A 15,003-nucleotide genomic window follows, 5' to 3' on the forward strand; every position below is an offset into this window, starting at 1 on the left:
CCGCGCATCACTTTGGCGTGGCGTCGCCGGTCATGGTGAAGAAGCGCAGCATCTCCGCTGACGCGTCGGGGCCGGTTGGATCCGTGTAGCTGCCGGCCGGGTCGCCGCCTGACCACGCGTGCGGGGCGCCGTGGGTGACCCAGTGCTCGACGCTTACCCGGCCCTGGTGCACGTGCTGCGTGCGGGTATAGCGGCGGCCGCCCGCGGCGATGCCGTGTTCGACGCTCACATCATGCTTTGCGGTGTCGCTTCGCGCCGTGCCAAGGCTTTGTGCGACAACCCCCGCCCCGTTGCGCGGGTGCACGGTCTTGTCGCCGTCACCGTGGAAGACGATGGCCGGCACCGTCCTGGTGGCCGAGGCCGCTGCCCGCCCGCCGCCGTTGCCCTTCCCGGTGCGCATCGCGGCGAACGCGGACGGCACGTCGCTAGCCAGGCCGACCGGCAGGCCAGAGTGCACGCCGATCGCGGCGTAGACGTCGGAATGGGTGCTGGCCAGCACCGCCGCCATCGCGCCGCCGGCCGACAGGCCGGCCACGAAGACGCGGTGATCGTCGAGGCGGTGGCGTTCGACAAGGTGCCTGGTCAGGGCGGCCAGCACGGCCGGCTCGCCCTGCCCGCGCTGCTGGTCGCTGCCGCGGAACCAGTTCCAGCAGCGGTTCTGGTTGCGGCTGGCCGACTGCTGGGGCCAGGCGACGACATAGCCATGCTGACGGGCGAGCTGGTTCATCCGCGTGCCCCGCGCGAAGTCGTCCGGCGTCTGCGTGCAGCCGTGCAGCATCAGCAGCAGCGGTGCGCGGCGTCCTTCCAGACCGGGGGGAACGTAGAGCTTGTAGTCCAGTGCGCCTGCGCTGCAGCTGAAGTGCTCCTGCAGGAACGGGCTGCCGCTTTCGTCGCCATCGCCAGGCGATGACGCCGGGGCCGGCGCGGCGCGATCGACCACGCGGAACTCGACGTCGATGATGTCCGAGGCCGCCGCCGACGTGCTGCCTGGGCGCGGGGCATGGGCTGCCGGAGGCGAGGCGACTTCGGCGCGCCGTGGGCGGCCAGCCGCTGTTGCAGCGTCCGGGTGGCGGCGGACAGGTCACCGCTGCGCATCAGGCGCATGGCCTGCTGCATCGTGTCGTTCATGCGGGTCATTGCTGTGTCCTGGTCAGTGGATCCGGTCGGCCAGCGCGGCCTTCACCTGGGCGCTGGCCTGGAGGACACCAAGTACGGTGATCGATTCGATCGTCTCTCTGGCGAGTTCGGGTGAGACGTCCGCGGCGATGCGGACCAGCCCAAGCGCGTGGATCCGCACGCGCTGGCCGGCCTCGCGGGCGGCCTCGAGGTCGCTGCGCGAATAGTCCTGCAGGCCCAGCACCAGCGTGCGGCGGGCCACGGTCTGGCGCAGCACCTCGGCGTGCGCGGTGGTCTGGTTGCGGATGGCGGTGCGGATGAAGTCGGTGCGGTTGGAGTAGAAGCCCTCCTGCACCAGCAGATCGATCTGCCCCAGGTCGACGACGCCGAGGTTGATGGTGATCTTCTCGCTGTCGGCGAGGGGGCGGATGCGTTGCTCGGGCATTGTGGGGTCACGGTGGGCAGCCAGATGACATCCTAGCACCATCCACATGGATGGTATGCCCTTGGCCCGACGCGACCTGAACGGACTTGGCCGTGGTTGCCCGGCGGATCGCGACGCCTGCGGTCCTGAACCGCCGCCGGATGGACAAGCGCGCGTGCTGCGATACAGCATGGACCGACTCGTCAAGGAGGCAACCCATGTCATCCGAATCGCAGCACTCCCGGAAGTGCATCGACCTCGCCCTGCAGGGCGGAGGCTCCCACGGGGCGCTGACCTGGGGCGTGCTGGACCGCCTGCTGGCCGACCCGCGCATCGACATCGCCTGCATCAGCGGCACCAGCGCCGGCGCGATGAACGCGGTGGTCGTGGCCGACGGCCTGCAGCGGGGTGGCCGCGATGGCGCGCGTGAGGCACTGGAGCGCTTCTGGAAGGCGGTCAGCGAATCGGCGCGCTTCTCACCGATCCAGCGTGGACTGTGGGACCGCCTCGCCGGGCGCTGGTCCCTGGATGCCAATCCGGCCTACCTGTTCTTCGACCAGCTGACCCGGCAGTTCTCTCCCTACGAACTCAACCCGCTCGACATCAATCCGCTGCGCGACCTGGTGGCACGTGAGGTCGACTTCGAGCTGGTCAACAGCTGCAAGGCGCTGAAGGTGTTCGTCACCGCGACCAACGTGCGCACCGGCCGCGCACGCACCTTCGCCCAACCGGAACTGTCGGTGGATTCGGTCATGGCCTCGGCCTGCCTGCCCTTCATGTTCAAGGCGGTGGAGATCGACGGCGAGGCGTACTGGGACGGCGGCTACACCGGCAATCCGGCGCTGTACCCGCTGGTGGAGGACGCCGGGACGCGCGACCTGGTCGTCGTTCAAATCAACCCGATGGTGCGCGACACGCTGCCACGCAGCGGCCGCGAGATCATCAACCGGGTCAACGAGATCACCTTCAACGCCAGCCTGATCAAGGACCTGCGCGCGATCGAACTGCTGCACCGGCTGATCGATTCCGAAGACCTGGAATCCGAGCGCTTCCGCGCCCTGTACGTGCACATCATCCATGCCGACGAGGAGCTCAGGGGCCTCGACGCGTCGAGCAAGGTCAATGCCGAGTGGACCTACCTGCAACACCTCAAGGAGCGCGGGCAGAGCTGGGCCGAGGCGTTCCTGGAGCGCCACTACGACGACATCGGCAAGCGCTCGAGCTTCGACCTGGGCGCGCTGTTCTCGGACAGCTTCCGCCCGCCCGGCTCGGCCGCCGGGAAGGACGAATGATCTTCGGCCTCGCGGTCATCGTGGGGTAACGGGGCGCTCAGCCGAAGACGCGCAGGTTCCAGCGTTCGACGACCTTGCGCAGCACCCGCACGCCGGCAATGCTGTTGCCGCAGCCGTCCAGGGCCGGGCCGATGAGTCCGAAGCCCATGCGCCCCGGGACCACCGCCATGATGGCCCCGGAAACGCCGCTCTTGGACGGGATGCCCACCTCCACGGAGAACTTGCCGGAGCCCTGGTACATGCCGGTGGTGAACATCAGCGTGAGCACGATGCGCACCGTCTGCGCGCTGATCAGCCGGGTATCCGACCCAGGGGCACATCCCCCGTTGGCGAACACGGCGGCGATCCGTGCCAGGTCCATGCAGTCCATCTCCAGAGAGGTCTGCTTGAAGTACGGCACCAGCTTGTCCTCCTCGCTGCCTTCGACCACTCCGTGGTTGCGCATGTAGTAGAAAAGCGCGCGGTTGAGGTCCTTCTCCTCAGCCTCGAACATGCTGTGGTTGTAGTCGATGCGCGGGTTGTCGGCCAGCGTCCGCATGTAGTCGCGGATGCGGGCGAAGCGCTCCTCGCCGTCGGCCGCCTTCACCAATGACGTGACGGCGATGGCGCCGGCATTGATCATCGGGTTCGAGGGCTCGCCCTTCTTGCCCTCCTCGAGCGTGGCGATGGAGTGGTAGGGGTCTCCTTCGGGTTCCTCGCCGACATGGCTGAAGACCTTTTCCGGCCCCACGTCCTCCAGCGCCAGCGCCAGCACGATGGCCTTCGAGACGCTCTCGATCGGAAAAGGCTCATCGGCGTCGCCCGCCTTGCACGTGGTTGCGTCGGTGCCGACGCGCCCACGCCGAACAGTTCGTGTTCGTCCTTGCCGATGTCCTCCATCGTGGTGGCCATTTCGCCGTCGTGGTCGCGCTCGGATTCCTCCTTCACCACCTTCTCGAGATAGGCGGTCATGTCTTCGTCGATGCGGTCCATGCGGTGCTCCTTGCGTGATGTGGCGTAGGCGGAGAAACCCACCTCCCGGTCGTAGGGGCGTGATCGCAAAGGCATCGTGCATTTCGCACCCGTGATCGTGCGATAAGCCCGATCAGACCTGCGCGGAGCCCTCGCGATCCTTACTCCTGGCGTGGCGGCATCTGCGAGGCGTCCGTCCGCTCGCGGACTTCCCGCTCGCAGCGGTCGCGGTCCTGCCCTTGCAGGCGCTCACACGCGCGCAACGCAGCCTGGCGCTCCTCCTCCGTCGAGCCCTCGCCCTCATCGCGGAGTCCGGTACGGGCCGCACCGGCCTCATAGTGCTCCCCGCCTTGCGCAGGCTCGGATGCTCCGCGGGGCGCAGGGACGTGGCCCTGGGTCCCGGTGCGGGGCTGCGACTCGGTGCGCTCTCCGGCCTGGCCCACCTCACCCGCCGGCGGCGGCGTAGGCGGGGGCGTGTCCTGTGGCTCCTGCCGGTCGCAAGCGGCAAGCGCGGCAAGGGCCAAGGCAAGCGTGGCGATTCGGACGATCATGGCGGCTGCTCCTGTGGTCGGGTACAGGCGAAGACGCAACGATCGTGCCAGCTGCGAAAACCCCGAGGCATCGGCCGCTGGCCCGGAACTTGCGGTACTGCCGATGCCCGCCGGTCAACTGGCTGCCCCTGGTCCAAGGAGAACCCCATGAGATCGCTGTTCACGCTCGGCCTGTTGCTGCTCGCCTTCGCGGCCAGCGCACCGACCACCGGATGGCAACCCGCCGCCGCGATGCATCCGCCCTCGACGATGGCAGCCGGCACGATGCCTGTACGAGCCCTCGGGCCGCGGTCCATGGCAGCGGCTCCGCGTCCCGCGGCCGATGCGGTCGAGCCTGCGGAGCGTGTGAGCGAGCCGGAGGGGGCCTTCGGCTTCGCCCGCATCCTGCTTGGACTGCTGGTGGCCGCGATCGTGGGTGCGGTGTTCTGGATCGGCTCGCGCTACGCGCGGCGGCGGCGGGAGGGTGGGCCTCGCCGGGACGCCTAGCGAGGCCAAGGCCGGGAGGCCGGGTCCGTGCCTGGACAGGTGGCCGGCCGGATCAGCCGCGTTGCTTCCAGAGCCCGAGCAGCTCGGCCTCGCGCTCGCGGGTGATCCCCACGCGCACTTCTTCCTGGCGGTCCGCAGGCAACCCGCGATACCACGCCAGCAGGTCGGCCACCGTCGTCGCCAGTGGCCGGAACGTCAGCCCGGCCTCGATCGCACGCGCATTGCTGACCGCGCCATAGCCCGAGAACGGCGAGCCTTCGCGCGGCACCCAGATCGGCAGGCCGGCGTTGTGCTGCTGCAGGAACTCCGTCGGCACGTGGGTGAACGTCGCCGGCCCACCGGTCACGGCATGGCAGCCATGCACCATCGCGTCGGTGCTCAACGGGTAGTCGGGGCCACAGGCATTGAACACGCCGGTGGTGCCGTTCTCGGCCAGGCGGATCATCCACTCGCCCAGGTCGCGCCCGTCGATGATCTGGACGGGATCCTTGCCGTCGCCGGGCACCAGCACTTCGCCGCCCTGCGCGATGCGACGCGGCCAGTAGGTGAAGCGGTCGGTCTCGTCGCGCGGGCCGACGATGTATCCCGGGCGCACGATCGTCACCTTCTCGCCGAACTGCTTGTGCGCTTCGGCTTCGCTGCGCGCCTTGAGCGGGCCGTAGAGGTTGCCCATGTCGGCGCGCACCGACTCCATGGTCTCGGCCATCGCGTCGGTGCCGCGGTACTCGGCCAGCGCAGCGTCCTCGGTGATGCCCGGGTTGGAACCGTCGGCATAGACCGAGATCGTCGAGATGAACAGGTAGTGCCCGACCCGGCCCTTGAGCGCTTCGCCTGCATCGCGGACCCAGAACGGCAGGGTGGTGGGGTTGTCGATGCACACATCCCACTCGCCATCGGCCAGTGCCGAGAGGTCGCCGGTGTTGCGGTCGCCGGTGCGCTGCTCGACCGGGCCCGGCCATTCGATCGCCGGCCGCTGGCCGCGATTGAAGGTGGTGACGTGGTGCCCGCGCGCCAGCGCGTAGGCGATCTGGAACGGCCCGGTGAAACCAGTGCCGCCGAGCACCAGGATGCGCAACGGCTTCTCGGCCCTGGGCACGTTGGCCAGGAGCGACTGGGCAAAGGCGAACGACGGCAGCACCGAGCTGGCGGCGGCGAGGGAGCCGAACTTGAGCAGGTCGCGACGGGTGGCCATGGAGCGCTCCGGGAATGGCGGACGCACCGAGTTTGCGCCCGCCCGCCGGGCCGGCGCCCCTGTCGAAAGGCATGGCGCGGTGCCGCGGCAGCGATTACTGTGCTCGGCGGCAAGGGGGCTTGCCGACCACTCCCGGAGACGCATCACATGAAGGTCATTCTAGCGACGCTGCTGCTGGCAGTTTCGGGCGTGGCTGCCGCCACCACCGCACGGATCGGCACGACCGAGTTCACCGTGCCAGCGCCGGAAGGCTTCGCGCCTGCGACCGCGGACATGGTGCCGCTGTATCCGCTGCTGGAAACCTTCGTGGCCGACACGAACGGCGAACTGGCGTCCTTCCTTTCGCAGGCGGATGCGGCGCGGGCGATGCAGGGCGAGATTCCTGAGATGAGTCGCCGCTTCTCGGCCCAGTACCCGCTGGCGGCCGCCGACGCGACGCTGTCCACCCGTGATTTCGCCGAGGTCAGGCAGGCGGTGGCGGCGGAGAACGCCGAGATCGCCCGCACCATCCACGAGAAGTTCCCGAACCTGATGGACCGGGCGAACGAGGGCCTGTCGCAGTTGTCCGATACCGCGGCGGTGATGTCGATCTCCGAGCTCGTTCCGCTCCCGGCGCACGAGGACGACGAGCGGCGCCACAGCTATTCCGCCTACGTGACACTCCAGATCACCGACGACGCCGGCAATTCGACGCCCTTCGTGTCGGTGGTCAACGCCACGCTCGTGCACCTGCGCGGGAAGCTGCTGATCCTCTACGCCTTCGGCGGCGAGGACGATCTGGAGTGGGCGCGCGAGGCGGGCGCGGCGTGGACCGACGCCGTGGTCTCGGCAAACCCGGGAACGCCGGGATCTTCGCTGACCGACGCGCTGCCCACGGCCGGCGGTCGCATCGACTGGGCCCAGGCCACGATGCGCGGACTGCTCACCGGGCTGGTGGTCGGCGTGGTCGCGGTGGTGGTGGCGCGCATGCGCAAGCGCGGCTAGGAGCCATCTCGTCCATGCGAACGCTGATCTTCGGCAACTCCGGTTCGGGCAAGAGCACGCTGGCGCGGAAGCTTTCGGCCGGGCACGACCTGCCCCACCTCGACCTGGACACGATCGTGTGGGAGCCGGGACAGGTGGCGGTGATGCGCTCGCCGGAGGCGACACAGGCGTCGCTGGACGCGTTCCTCGACGAACACGAGGCCTGGGTGATCGAGGGCTGCTACGGCGAGCTGGTGGAAGCGGCTGCTCCGCGCTGTACGCAGCTGGTTTTCCTCAACCCCGGGCGGGAGGCGTGCCTGGCCAACAACCGGCGGCGGCCGTGGGAGCCACACAAGTACGCCTCGGCCGAGGAACAGGATGCGATGCTGGAGAACCTGCAGGCTTGGGTGAGCGACTACTACACGCGGCTCGACCAGTGGTCCTACGCCGCGCACCGTCGTATCTTCGACGCATTCCCCGGCGCCAAGAGCGAGATCGTCGAGGCGCCCTGAGCTCAAGCGCATCAAAGAGGATACCGACGTGGCCTATATCGATGGATTCGTCGCTGCCGTACCTTCGGCCAGGAAGCGGGAGTACATCGGGCACGCGGGTGAGGCCGCCCCGATGTTCCGCGAGTTCGGCGCCACCCGGCTGGTGGAGGCCTGGGGCGACGAGGTTCCAGACGGGAAACTGACCGACTTCAAGCGAGCCGTGCAGGCGGGGGACGACGAAGTCGTGGTTTTCGGGTGGTTCGAGTTCCCCGACAGGGCAGTGCGCGATGCGGCCCAGCAACGGATGGGCACCGATCCGCGCATGGCCGAAATGGGCGCGGCGATGCCGTTCGACGGCAAGCGCATGATCTTCGGCGGCTTCCAGCCGATCCTGGACACCGGCGGCATCGAGCGCGGGGGCTATGTGGACGGCTTCCTTGTCGCGGTGCCCGACGACGCGAAGGCGGCCTACATCGACATCGCCGAACTGTGCGCGAGGGTCTTCATGGAGCACGGCGCGGTGCGCGTGGTCGAGGCCTGGGAGGACGACGTGCCCGATGGCACGCTGACCGACATGCGCCGTGGGGTGCAGGCGAAGGCGGGCGAGAAGATCGTCTTCTCGTTCATCGAATGGGCCACGAAGGCAGCCCGCGAGGCCGGCATGAAAAAGGTGACGGACGACCCGCGCATGCAGATGGACCACGACGCGTTTCCGTTCGATGCCAAGCGCATGATCTACGGCGGCTTCGAGGTGGTCCTGGAGGGCTGACTGATGAGGGCACTTCGCTATATCGCTGCAGTGGTCGCCGGAATCGTCGTCGCAGGCGTGGTGGTGTTTGCCGTGGAAGCCGCGGGCCATGCGGCATTCCCGCCGCCCGAGGGGCTGGATTTCCGCGATGCGGCGCAGATGGAGGCGCACCTGCGCTCGCTGCCGGTGGCGGCCTTCGCCTTCGTCATGGCCGCCTGGGCGCTGGGTGCGTTGCTCGGCGGCATCGTCGCCGCCCTCATCGCGCCGACGCGAAAGGTGCTGATGGCGTGCATCATCGGCGGGTTCATCCTGGCCGGTGCCGTGACCAACCTGGTGATGATCCCCCACCCGCCCTGGTTTGCGATCAGCGCGCCGTTGCTGGTGGTCGCCGCAACAGGCCTGGCGGCGTTCGTCGGCACGCGCTGGCCGCGCCGCCCGGACTGATCCACCTCAGCGGATGGGATCGCGCTCGGCGGTGAAGTTGAAGCCGTAGGTGCATTCCACTTCCACCGGCTCGCCATTGCGGGTCACCGGTTCGAACACCCAACCGGTGATGGCATGGTTGGCGTGGCGGGCGTAGGAATCCGGGATGGTGTGGGTCGACCACACGCCCTGGGTCTGGCCCTCGCGATCGATCGTGAAGGTGGTGGTGACCTCGTGCGCGCTGGCGTCGCGCGGGAACCCATCCTTCGAGGGCAGCGTGCGCGCCACCGGGAAGATCGGCACCCGGCCACGCTTGAGCACCGGCCTGGCATCGAGTGCCTCCATGCCTTCGCAGGCGAGCGCACGCAGGTCCGAAGGCATCTGGCCACCCGGACGCAGCTTGCTGTCGTTGGGAGTCGCACAGGCGCCCAGCGCGATGAGCGCACCAAGTGCGCAAGCCTTTCCCAGATTCGATGCTCGGTCCATGCGTCCCCCATTGCGTTGTCTATTCCGATAATAAGGGACGCACGACCTAAGTCCGGCCCTGACTTCCGGAAAGCTACTCGCGCGAGCGCGGGGTCAAGGATTGCATCACGACATCCCAAAGTGCCAGAGCCTGTGCATCTCTCAGGGATGAACCCGGCTGCTGCTCACCGTCCACGCCTCCTCCGGTGAACATGCCCAGCCGGACCGTGGGGGCTCGAAGCGAGACGTGCGGCGGGTACGATTCCGCCGAGAACGCATGCAGCGTGCGCCCGGAGTCCTCGGGTGCAGCCAGCACTTCCTCCGCCTCGACACCCGCCATCCGCGTCGCGCGCTTGCGCAGTTCAGGAATCCGTCCGACGCCCAAAGCTCGCATTCCGCTTTGCGACCGGCGAATCAACCGCTCCGCGTCCGGATCTGGAAAACTGTTGAAGAACACCTCGAACCTGAGGTCCGAGTGCCGCCCTTCGCGAATGCGGTAGCTCAGCTGGGCCACCTCGTGATCATGGCCGCCGTTGACAATGACTGGGCCCAGGCAGAATCCCTGCTGCGTCGCGGCCCCCATCGTGCCCGGCTGGATCCGTGCGCCGATCTCCCAAAGCTCCGTGATGACCTGCTCGGGAGGGGTCAGGAAGGACTTGGCCTGCAGATGGACGTGGTGATGGTCCACCAGGAGATGGACCTCGTGATCGAAGGCCGTGTCCAGATCCAGGCTTGTGTAGCTGGTGAGCAACACGGCGCCGTCGTCCGTCCGTTCCTGGGAAACCAGCATGGAGTTTCCGGTTCCGAAGTGAGTCCTCGACCCAAGCTCGGAAGCGCGGCGTTGCACGCGAGCGTCCATCCGCTCCTGGTTGCTGATGGCTTCCGCCACGCTGACACGCACCGTTCGATGGCCTGCACCCCCGTCCTCCATGAAATAGAGGGTGAGTTCGTTGTCAGTGAGCTCGACCGCGTCGGGCAGGTCGAGACTGTAACGGCCGACGCATTCGGTGCGCATGGGCGATAGGGGGTTGTTCACGTAAAAGGATCCTTCAGGGGAAGCACCACAGCCGGCGAGGGCCAAGGCAATTGCGGCCAATAGACCAAGAGTGACTCGACTAAACGACCAATCCGTCATTGCTGCTTGGCCTCGGCGGCTATTTTCATGAGGCTGTACAGCGTAACCAGCTGGGCCTGATGGTTCCTGTAGGACTGCTCATGCTCGAAACCCGTCAAGCGGAACTGTTGGCGGATGGAACTGCCTGCCGTCAACAAGGGCGCCCGTCCCGAGCTCTGGGGAACTGTCCCGTCGCCATTTCCGTCCTGCATCTCGCATCGCAGTTGCCAATGGCTGCTTTCATACACCCTACCCGGCCCCCATCCATACGACGGTGTGACCTCGGTGCGTCCGCCCACGTACAAGGGATTTCGCCCATCATCCCGCACCGCCTCGAAGCTCAGGCCCGGCACTTCCTCGACAGGCATGCCTGCCGCGTTTCCAGAGGGCGTCATGCCCTGACTGATCGTCCAAGTGATGGACTCAAAGCTGTTTCCCTTCGAGGCTTCCACTCCGGAGTGCGGATCGACACCGTAGAAACTGAAGGTGTTGGGGTGGTAGCTCGTTCCGAGTTGCGCGTGGAACGACTGTGCTTCCCGAATGTTCCTCACGTAGTCCGTCCAGCTGAGGGGAACGCCCCTGCCCGGCCGAAGCCACTCCGGCCGGACAAGACCCCACCAACGGTCGGACTCCAGGTAGATGCTCTCGAATGGATCCCCATTGCCTGGTAGCCGTTCCATCACCTGCTGCTTTGTGTCCTGAATCGCGAGCCATTCCGTGCCGCCGGTCGAGTCGCTCGCGTTTTGAGGTCTGTACAGCTGCGTCGGCAGTAGCTGAAGAGCGCCCGGGGCCTGGGAAAACACTGCCGTGACCTCGCGGCCGTTGCTTCCGATCACCCAACCGGCCGCCAGGCTCTCCTCGCTCATCCCGAGTTTGCAGCGCCGGTATGCCACGGGGGCTCCGGTGGCAGGCATCACGCCATGCACGATGCCTGCGATCTTGTCGTGCATTCCCGACAACTGACTGCAGCGGCGCGCAACCAGGCCTCCCATTGAATGCGTGATGAGCACCACCTGCTGGCAGCGGGTGCCGTTGCGGTTGTGTCGCGAGATGACCTCGTCGATTCGCCCTGCCAGACGCTCGGCCGCCACCGAATTGGACGCGAGCCAGTTGTATCCGCAGGCATAGACGGGCATGCGGAAACGGGCCCGGGCGATGAGTTCGTCCGACCGCAGTTGCTCGAAGCTCTTCTCGGAGGCGTGCTCGGGCAATCCCCGCAGAGCCATCGACAGCCCTGGAAGCAGCTCCGGCTCGGGTTGCGGCTGGCCAGACATCGGGACGGCGCTCATGGCCGGCTGTGCGTAGCTGAAATCGGACCATCGCGCGGGATTGAAGGTCTGTCCATTCAACCGATCCTCCAACCACAACAGGAAATTGTGGTAACTGCCTTCGGCTACCTCACCCCAGGCCCGCTGGTCACGGAAGATCGTCTCCGTCTCTTCCCTCGACGTGCCCACCACGGACCCGGCCGCCCGCCGCGGAACGCTGCCTCCCGGATCGACCCGTGTCCTCTCAGGATGCATTCGCCTCTGACGCTCGGCAGGACCTTGGAAGATCATTCGTCGAGCCAAACCGATCGGAATGCCGGCAGTGGTGTCCAGACGCCATACTTGGCCGCCTTCCAGATCCATGAGGTTGGTGCCCATGATCCCGGGAACGAAGATGACGGGAAGCACCTTTTTCGGCGGAAGGCGCACCTGCACCGCATCGCCGAGGGTGGTAGCGCTCAGCTGCCAACGAAACGTCGGGATGCCTTGGTGATCCAAGCCACCCAGGGCTTCGCGAATTGCCTCGGGAGTGGCACTCATGATGTGACCTCCGCCGAATCGCCAAGTACTCGGATCGTCACAGCTTCGGGCGAGGTGCCTTGCTGCAGCTCGCTACAACCGTGTGCGTCGGTGACGCCGGTGATTCGGGCGCCGTCCGCCCGCAACACCTCATAGCGCTGGTCGGCCGCAGGCTCACCGTTCTCGAAGCGAAGCTGGAAACGCTCGTTGAATGCGGTCGAGGGCCATGTATTCATCTCACGCGACAGCTGTGTGGGCCCCTCGAAACTGTGCTGCGCGGCGTGCACCGTGATCTGCCCCGGGCACGCGATGGTCAGGTTCCCGTTCTCGAGGGTGATGCTGGCACCGCCCTCCACGGCCAGGTGGATGCGCTTGCCGCCGCTGGCTTCGAGTTCGGCGTGGGACGACGCCACCTGGACGTCATCGCGCGCGCGCAGCGACAGGGTGGCGTCCTGCGCCTGCATGTCCAGTGCACCGCGACCGGCGATGACACTCAGGCCGTCGCCCTGGCCGCTGGCACCGACCATCCAGCCGATCGCCTGGCCCGCGTGCACGCGCAGGTCGCCCATGACGCTCGCCTGGCTGTCCTGGCCACTGGCCAGCTGCAGCACGTCACCGCAATGCAGTTGCAGCGACTGTCCGGCAAGCAAGCCGATGCCGGCGCGACCGACCAGGGACAGTTGCGCGTCACCGCTGTGGGGCACGCCGTCATTCCCGACCTCGCCCGATTTCCCGGGTGCGGCCAGCATGGCTTCGTCGAAGTTGGTCCCCGGCACGTGGGTGAGGGCGCTTCGCAGCAGGGCCGCTGTCGGACTGCTCGCATCGTCCGTGACCGTGCTTCCGGCGGCGGTCGCACCAAGGTGGCTGGCGAGCCCCACGGCCGCATGGGCCCGGGCGGCATCGCTGAACCCCTCGACCATCGACGCCATCTGGCGCAGCAACGCCGTGCCGGGCACGTTGTCGCCCGCGGCAGTGCCGCTGCGGGAGCCCGTGGTGACCAACAGACCCGCCTCGGCCCGCACCGCACCCCAGTCGTCGGTCCGCAGTTCGAAGCCCTCCCCGCGGAAGCTGCCGCGATGGTTGTCGGCCTGGTGGATCAGGTGCCCCAGGCTGAGCTGGGTGGCGCCATGGGTGGTGGCCAGCTGGACGCGTCCCTGGCCGTCGCTGTCGTCGAACACCAGCTGGTTGTAGCCGTTGCCGCCGAATTCCCGAGAGCGGTAGCCGCTGAGTGCGGCGGCGTTGCGGTGGCCTTCCGGGTCGGGACTGGCGCCATGCCAGGCGGGCGCGTGGCCGCCGGCCAGGTTGCCTTGCGCGCAAGGCTCATGATCGAGGGCGGCGTCGAACACGTCCTCGTCGCTGGCGGACGCGCGCTTTCCGCCCGGCGTTGGCGGCACACCACCCTCGCCGCGCCCGTTGTACAGCGCGCCGATGACCACGGGCCGGTCGATGTCGCCATCGAGGAAATCCACCAGCACTTCCTGGCCAATGCGCGGCAGGAACTGGCTGCCCACGCCCGGGCCGGCGTAGCGCTGGGCGACGCGCACCCAGCAGTCGGCGGCGTCCGGCTGCCAGTGCATCCGCAGCCGCACACGGCCCAGCGCGTCGCAATGCACCTCCCGCCCGTCGCGAGCCTCCAGGGCACCGTCGGGGCCGACCACGCGCGCGGTCTGGGGACCAGGTGCGGTCGGACGCGGATTCAGGCGCGCTCCGGTGCCATCGAGCAACACCTCTCGCCACGGTCGGTCCCGGGGCAGGACGTCGAAGGCATTGGCGTAGCCCGAGGCCTGGGCGCGCACCAGGAGGTGCCGGTGCAGCGTCGCGTCGATGCCGGCCTCACCGCACATCAGCGCGGCGTCGAGCACGCCGCTGGGGGCCATGTGCTGCTGGAGCGCGGCCACCACGGTGTTGGGCAGGTTGTTGATGCCCACGTGCACGACGCGGGTCAGCAACCATTCCTCGCCCGCCTGTCCGGGGGCCTGCGGGGCGCCGGCGAGGGTGAACCAGGTGCCGGCCTGGAAGCCACGCACGCTGCCCAGCCCGTGCCAGCTGTCCTTGCGCGCTTCCACCGCCTCGGCGTGGCGACGCGCCAGCGCCTCGGCTTCGCCGGCATCGGCGAAGGCGTACGCGCCGGGCACGTCGTAGTCGTCCAGCTGCACGCTGTCGAGGGCATTCTCGATGGGCAGCGACGCGTGGCTGGCACGCACCCCACGGTAGTCGTCGCTGAGCCGGGTCAGGCGGGTGGCGGCCAGGCCGATGCCCGACTCGAAGCGCTGCACGCCGTCTTCGGCTTCGGTGGCATCGGCGCGATGGAAGCGGATGCCGACCGCACTGCGCGCCGACATGTCGTTGTGCGCCAGCTGCGTGCTGTCGGCGAAGATCCGCAGCCGGTGTCCGGCCGGGGCTTCGTCGTCATCCTCGACCGCGAAGCCCAGCCCTTCCTCGGCCAGCAGGCGCGCACAGAAGGCCTGGTCGGATTCGCGGTACTGCACGCAGTAGCTGCGCGGCCGCCGGTCGGCCAGCGCACTGGTCAGGCTTTCATCGAACGCCCAGGCGGCGATGGCGCGATGGTCGCTGAATACCGTCTCGAGGATGTCGAGCACGCCGGCGTCCTGGAACACCCGGCTGCGCCGACCCTGGCCCAGGCACCACCACCACGAGGAGGCCACCAGCCGGTAGCGCGCCAGTCCGCCGTTCGCGCCCAGGCATTGCGCCTCCCGAAGCACTGCCGCCTGGCGCCACTCGCGACCGTCGGGCAGGCGCGTGCGCAGCCGGAGTGGTTTGCCCGGCAGCGTATCCAGGTCGACGTGGGCGTCGTCCGACAGGCAGTCGAGCGTCAGGCAACGGTCGCCGGACAGGCGCTCGATGCTGCGCCAGCGTTCCACCGCCAGCGGCGCCGTCGTGTCGTCGAGGTCGAGTGCGAACAGCCGCCGCCGGCTGTCGAACAGCGCCGCGGCCAGCGCGCGCGCGTCATTGAGTGCGTCCATGTACGAGCCCCTCCGT

14 protein-coding genes are annotated in these 15,003 nt (G+C 68.1%); 6 read left to right on the forward strand and 8 right to left on the reverse strand.

The genetic code is table 11. The features are described from left to right. Positions 1-7: 7 nt before the first annotated feature. Together FU658_RS08645 and FU658_RS08650 are read right to left on the reverse strand one after the other, a co-directional pair. Positions 8-940, reverse strand: coding sequence for an extracellular catalytic domain type 1 short-chain-length polyhydroxyalkanoate depolymerase (locus tag FU658_RS08645; RefSeq protein ID WP_222708386.1), 933 nt, complete (start codon positions 938-940; stop codon positions 8-10). 210 nt (positions 941-1,150) lie between these two features. Beyond that, positions 1,151-1,561 carry a CopG family transcriptional regulator gene (locus tag FU658_RS08650; protein ID WP_147891714.1) on the reverse strand — a complete coding sequence of 137 codons (411 nt, stop codon included), beginning with the start codon at positions 1,559-1,561 and terminating at the stop codon, positions 1,151-1,153. A 197-nt stretch (positions 1,562-1,758) separates the two neighbouring features. Here FU658_RS08650 and FU658_RS08655 point away from each other — a divergent pair, with 197 nt between their 5' ends. Further along, a complete protein-coding gene (locus tag FU658_RS08655; RefSeq protein ID WP_147891715.1) occupies positions 1,759-2,832 on the forward strand; it encodes a patatin-like phospholipase family protein in 1,074 nt (357 codons plus the stop codon). A gap of 37 nt (positions 2,833-2,869) precedes the next feature. Here FU658_RS08655 and glsA read toward each other — a convergent pair whose 3' ends face one another. Beyond that, positions 2,870-3,886, reverse strand: a complete 1,017-nt coding sequence (gene glsA / locus FU658_RS08660) for a glutaminase A (RefSeq protein WP_147891716.1) — start codon at positions 3,884-3,886, stop codon at positions 2,870-2,872. Between the two features lie 595 nt (positions 3,887-4,481). On the opposite strand from glsA, the gene FU658_RS08665 reads away from it, so the two are divergent. Then, entirely contained in the window at positions 4,482-4,820 is a 339-nt protein-coding gene (locus FU658_RS08665; protein ID WP_147891717.1) for a hypothetical protein, read from the forward strand. A gap of 52 nt (positions 4,821-4,872) precedes the next feature. Here FU658_RS08665 and FU658_RS08670 read toward each other — a convergent pair whose 3' ends face one another. Beyond that, on the reverse strand, positions 4,873-6,012 hold the full coding sequence (locus FU658_RS08670; RefSeq protein WP_147891718.1) for an NAD-dependent epimerase/dehydratase family protein: 1,140 nt from the start codon (positions 6,010-6,012) through the stop codon (positions 4,873-4,875). Positions 6,013-6,159: 147 nt separating this feature from the next. Here FU658_RS08670 and FU658_RS08675 point away from each other — a divergent pair, with 147 nt between their 5' ends. The 4 genes from FU658_RS08675 to FU658_RS08690 are packed head-to-tail and all read left to right on the forward strand — an operon-like array spanning position 6,160 to position 8,658. Beyond that, positions 6,160-6,996 carry a hypothetical protein gene (locus tag FU658_RS08675; RefSeq protein WP_147891719.1) on the forward strand — a complete coding sequence of 279 codons (837 nt, stop codon included), beginning with the start codon at positions 6,160-6,162 and terminating at the stop codon, positions 6,994-6,996. Between the two features lie 14 nt (positions 6,997-7,010). Continuing rightward, a complete protein-coding gene (locus FU658_RS08680; RefSeq protein WP_147891720.1) occupies positions 7,011-7,487 on the forward strand; it encodes a P-loop NTPase family protein in 477 nt (158 codons plus the stop codon). Positions 7,488-7,515: 28 nt separating this feature from the next. Continuing rightward, positions 7,516-8,235: a DUF1428 domain-containing protein gene (locus FU658_RS15735; RefSeq protein WP_147891721.1), complete on the forward strand. Its 720-nt coding sequence runs from the start codon at positions 7,516-7,518 to the stop codon at positions 8,233-8,235. Positions 8,236-8,238: 3 nt separating this feature from the next. Then, positions 8,239-8,658: a hypothetical protein gene (locus tag FU658_RS08690; protein ID WP_147891722.1), complete on the forward strand. Its 420-nt coding sequence runs from the start codon at positions 8,239-8,241 to the stop codon at positions 8,656-8,658. Positions 8,659-8,664: 6 nt separating this feature from the next. Here FU658_RS08690 and FU658_RS08695 read toward each other — a convergent pair whose 3' ends face one another. The 4 genes from FU658_RS08695 to FU658_RS08710 all read right to left on the reverse strand — a co-directional run bounded on the left by FU658_RS08695 (position 8,665) and on the right by FU658_RS08710 (position 14,987). After that, positions 8,665-9,123 carry an energy transducer TonB gene (locus FU658_RS08695; RefSeq protein WP_147891723.1) on the reverse strand — a complete coding sequence of 153 codons (459 nt, stop codon included), beginning with the start codon at positions 9,121-9,123 and terminating at the stop codon, positions 8,665-8,667. A 73-nt stretch (positions 9,124-9,196) separates the two neighbouring features. Beyond that, positions 9,197-10,138: a T6SS immunity protein Tli4 family protein gene (locus tag FU658_RS08700; protein WP_147891724.1), complete on the reverse strand. Its 942-nt coding sequence runs from the start codon at positions 10,136-10,138 to the stop codon at positions 9,197-9,199. A gap of 95 nt (positions 10,139-10,233) precedes the next feature. Further along, positions 10,234-12,024 (reverse strand): esterase/lipase family protein, encoded by a 1,791-nt coding sequence (locus FU658_RS08705; protein ID WP_147891725.1) that lies wholly within the window; start codon positions 12,022-12,024, stop codon positions 10,234-10,236. Continuing rightward, positions 12,021-14,987, reverse strand: coding sequence for a type VI secretion system Vgr family protein (locus tag FU658_RS08710; protein WP_147891726.1), 2,967 nt, complete (start codon positions 14,985-14,987; stop codon positions 12,021-12,023). The genes FU658_RS08705 and FU658_RS08710 overlap by 4 nt, the downstream gene beginning before the upstream one ends. Between the last annotated feature and the right edge of the window lie 16 nt (positions 14,988-15,003).

It is taken from the genome of Alkalisalibacterium limincola (assembly GCF_008017755.1).
GTDB classification, from domain to species: domain Bacteria; phylum Pseudomonadota; class Gammaproteobacteria; order Xanthomonadales; family Xanthomonadaceae; genus Alkalisalibacterium; species Alkalisalibacterium limincola.

Excerpts from the sequence above, each read along its gene's own strand:
- FU658_RS08695 (WP_147891723.1), bottom strand. The coding sequence starts at position 9,123 with ATGGACCGAGCATCGAATCTGGGAAAGGCTTGCGCACTTGGTGCGCTC.
- FU658_RS08705 (WP_147891725.1), bottom strand. The coding sequence starts at position 12,024 with ATGAGTGCCACTCCCGAGGCAATTCGCGAAGCCCTGGGTGGCTTGGAT.
- FU658_RS08650 (WP_147891714.1), bottom strand. The coding sequence starts at position 1,561 with ATGCCCGAGCAACGCATCCGCCCCCTCGCCGACAGCGAGAAGATCACC.
- FU658_RS08680 (WP_147891720.1), top strand. The coding sequence starts at position 7,011 with ATGCGAACGCTGATCTTCGGCAACTCCGGTTCGGGCAAGAGCACGCTG.
- FU658_RS08710 (WP_147891726.1), bottom strand. The coding sequence starts at position 14,987 with ATGGACGCACTCAATGACGCGCGCGCGCTGGCCGCGGCGCTGTTCGAC.
- FU658_RS08670 (WP_147891718.1), bottom strand. The coding sequence starts at position 6,012 with ATGGCCACCCGTCGCGACCTGCTCAAGTTCGGCTCCCTCGCCGCCGCC.
- FU658_RS08655 (WP_147891715.1), top strand. The coding sequence starts at position 1,759 with ATGTCATCCGAATCGCAGCACTCCCGGAAGTGCATCGACCTCGCCCTG.
- glsA (WP_147891716.1), bottom strand. The coding sequence starts at position 3,886 with ATGCACGATGCCTTTGCGATCACGCCCCTACGACCGGGAGGTGGGTTT.
- FU658_RS08690 (WP_147891722.1), top strand. The coding sequence starts at position 8,239 with ATGAGGGCACTTCGCTATATCGCTGCAGTGGTCGCCGGAATCGTCGTC.
- FU658_RS08665 (WP_147891717.1), top strand. The coding sequence starts at position 4,482 with ATGAGATCGCTGTTCACGCTCGGCCTGTTGCTGCTCGCCTTCGCGGCC.
- FU658_RS08675 (WP_147891719.1), top strand. The coding sequence starts at position 6,160 with ATGAAGGTCATTCTAGCGACGCTGCTGCTGGCAGTTTCGGGCGTGGCT.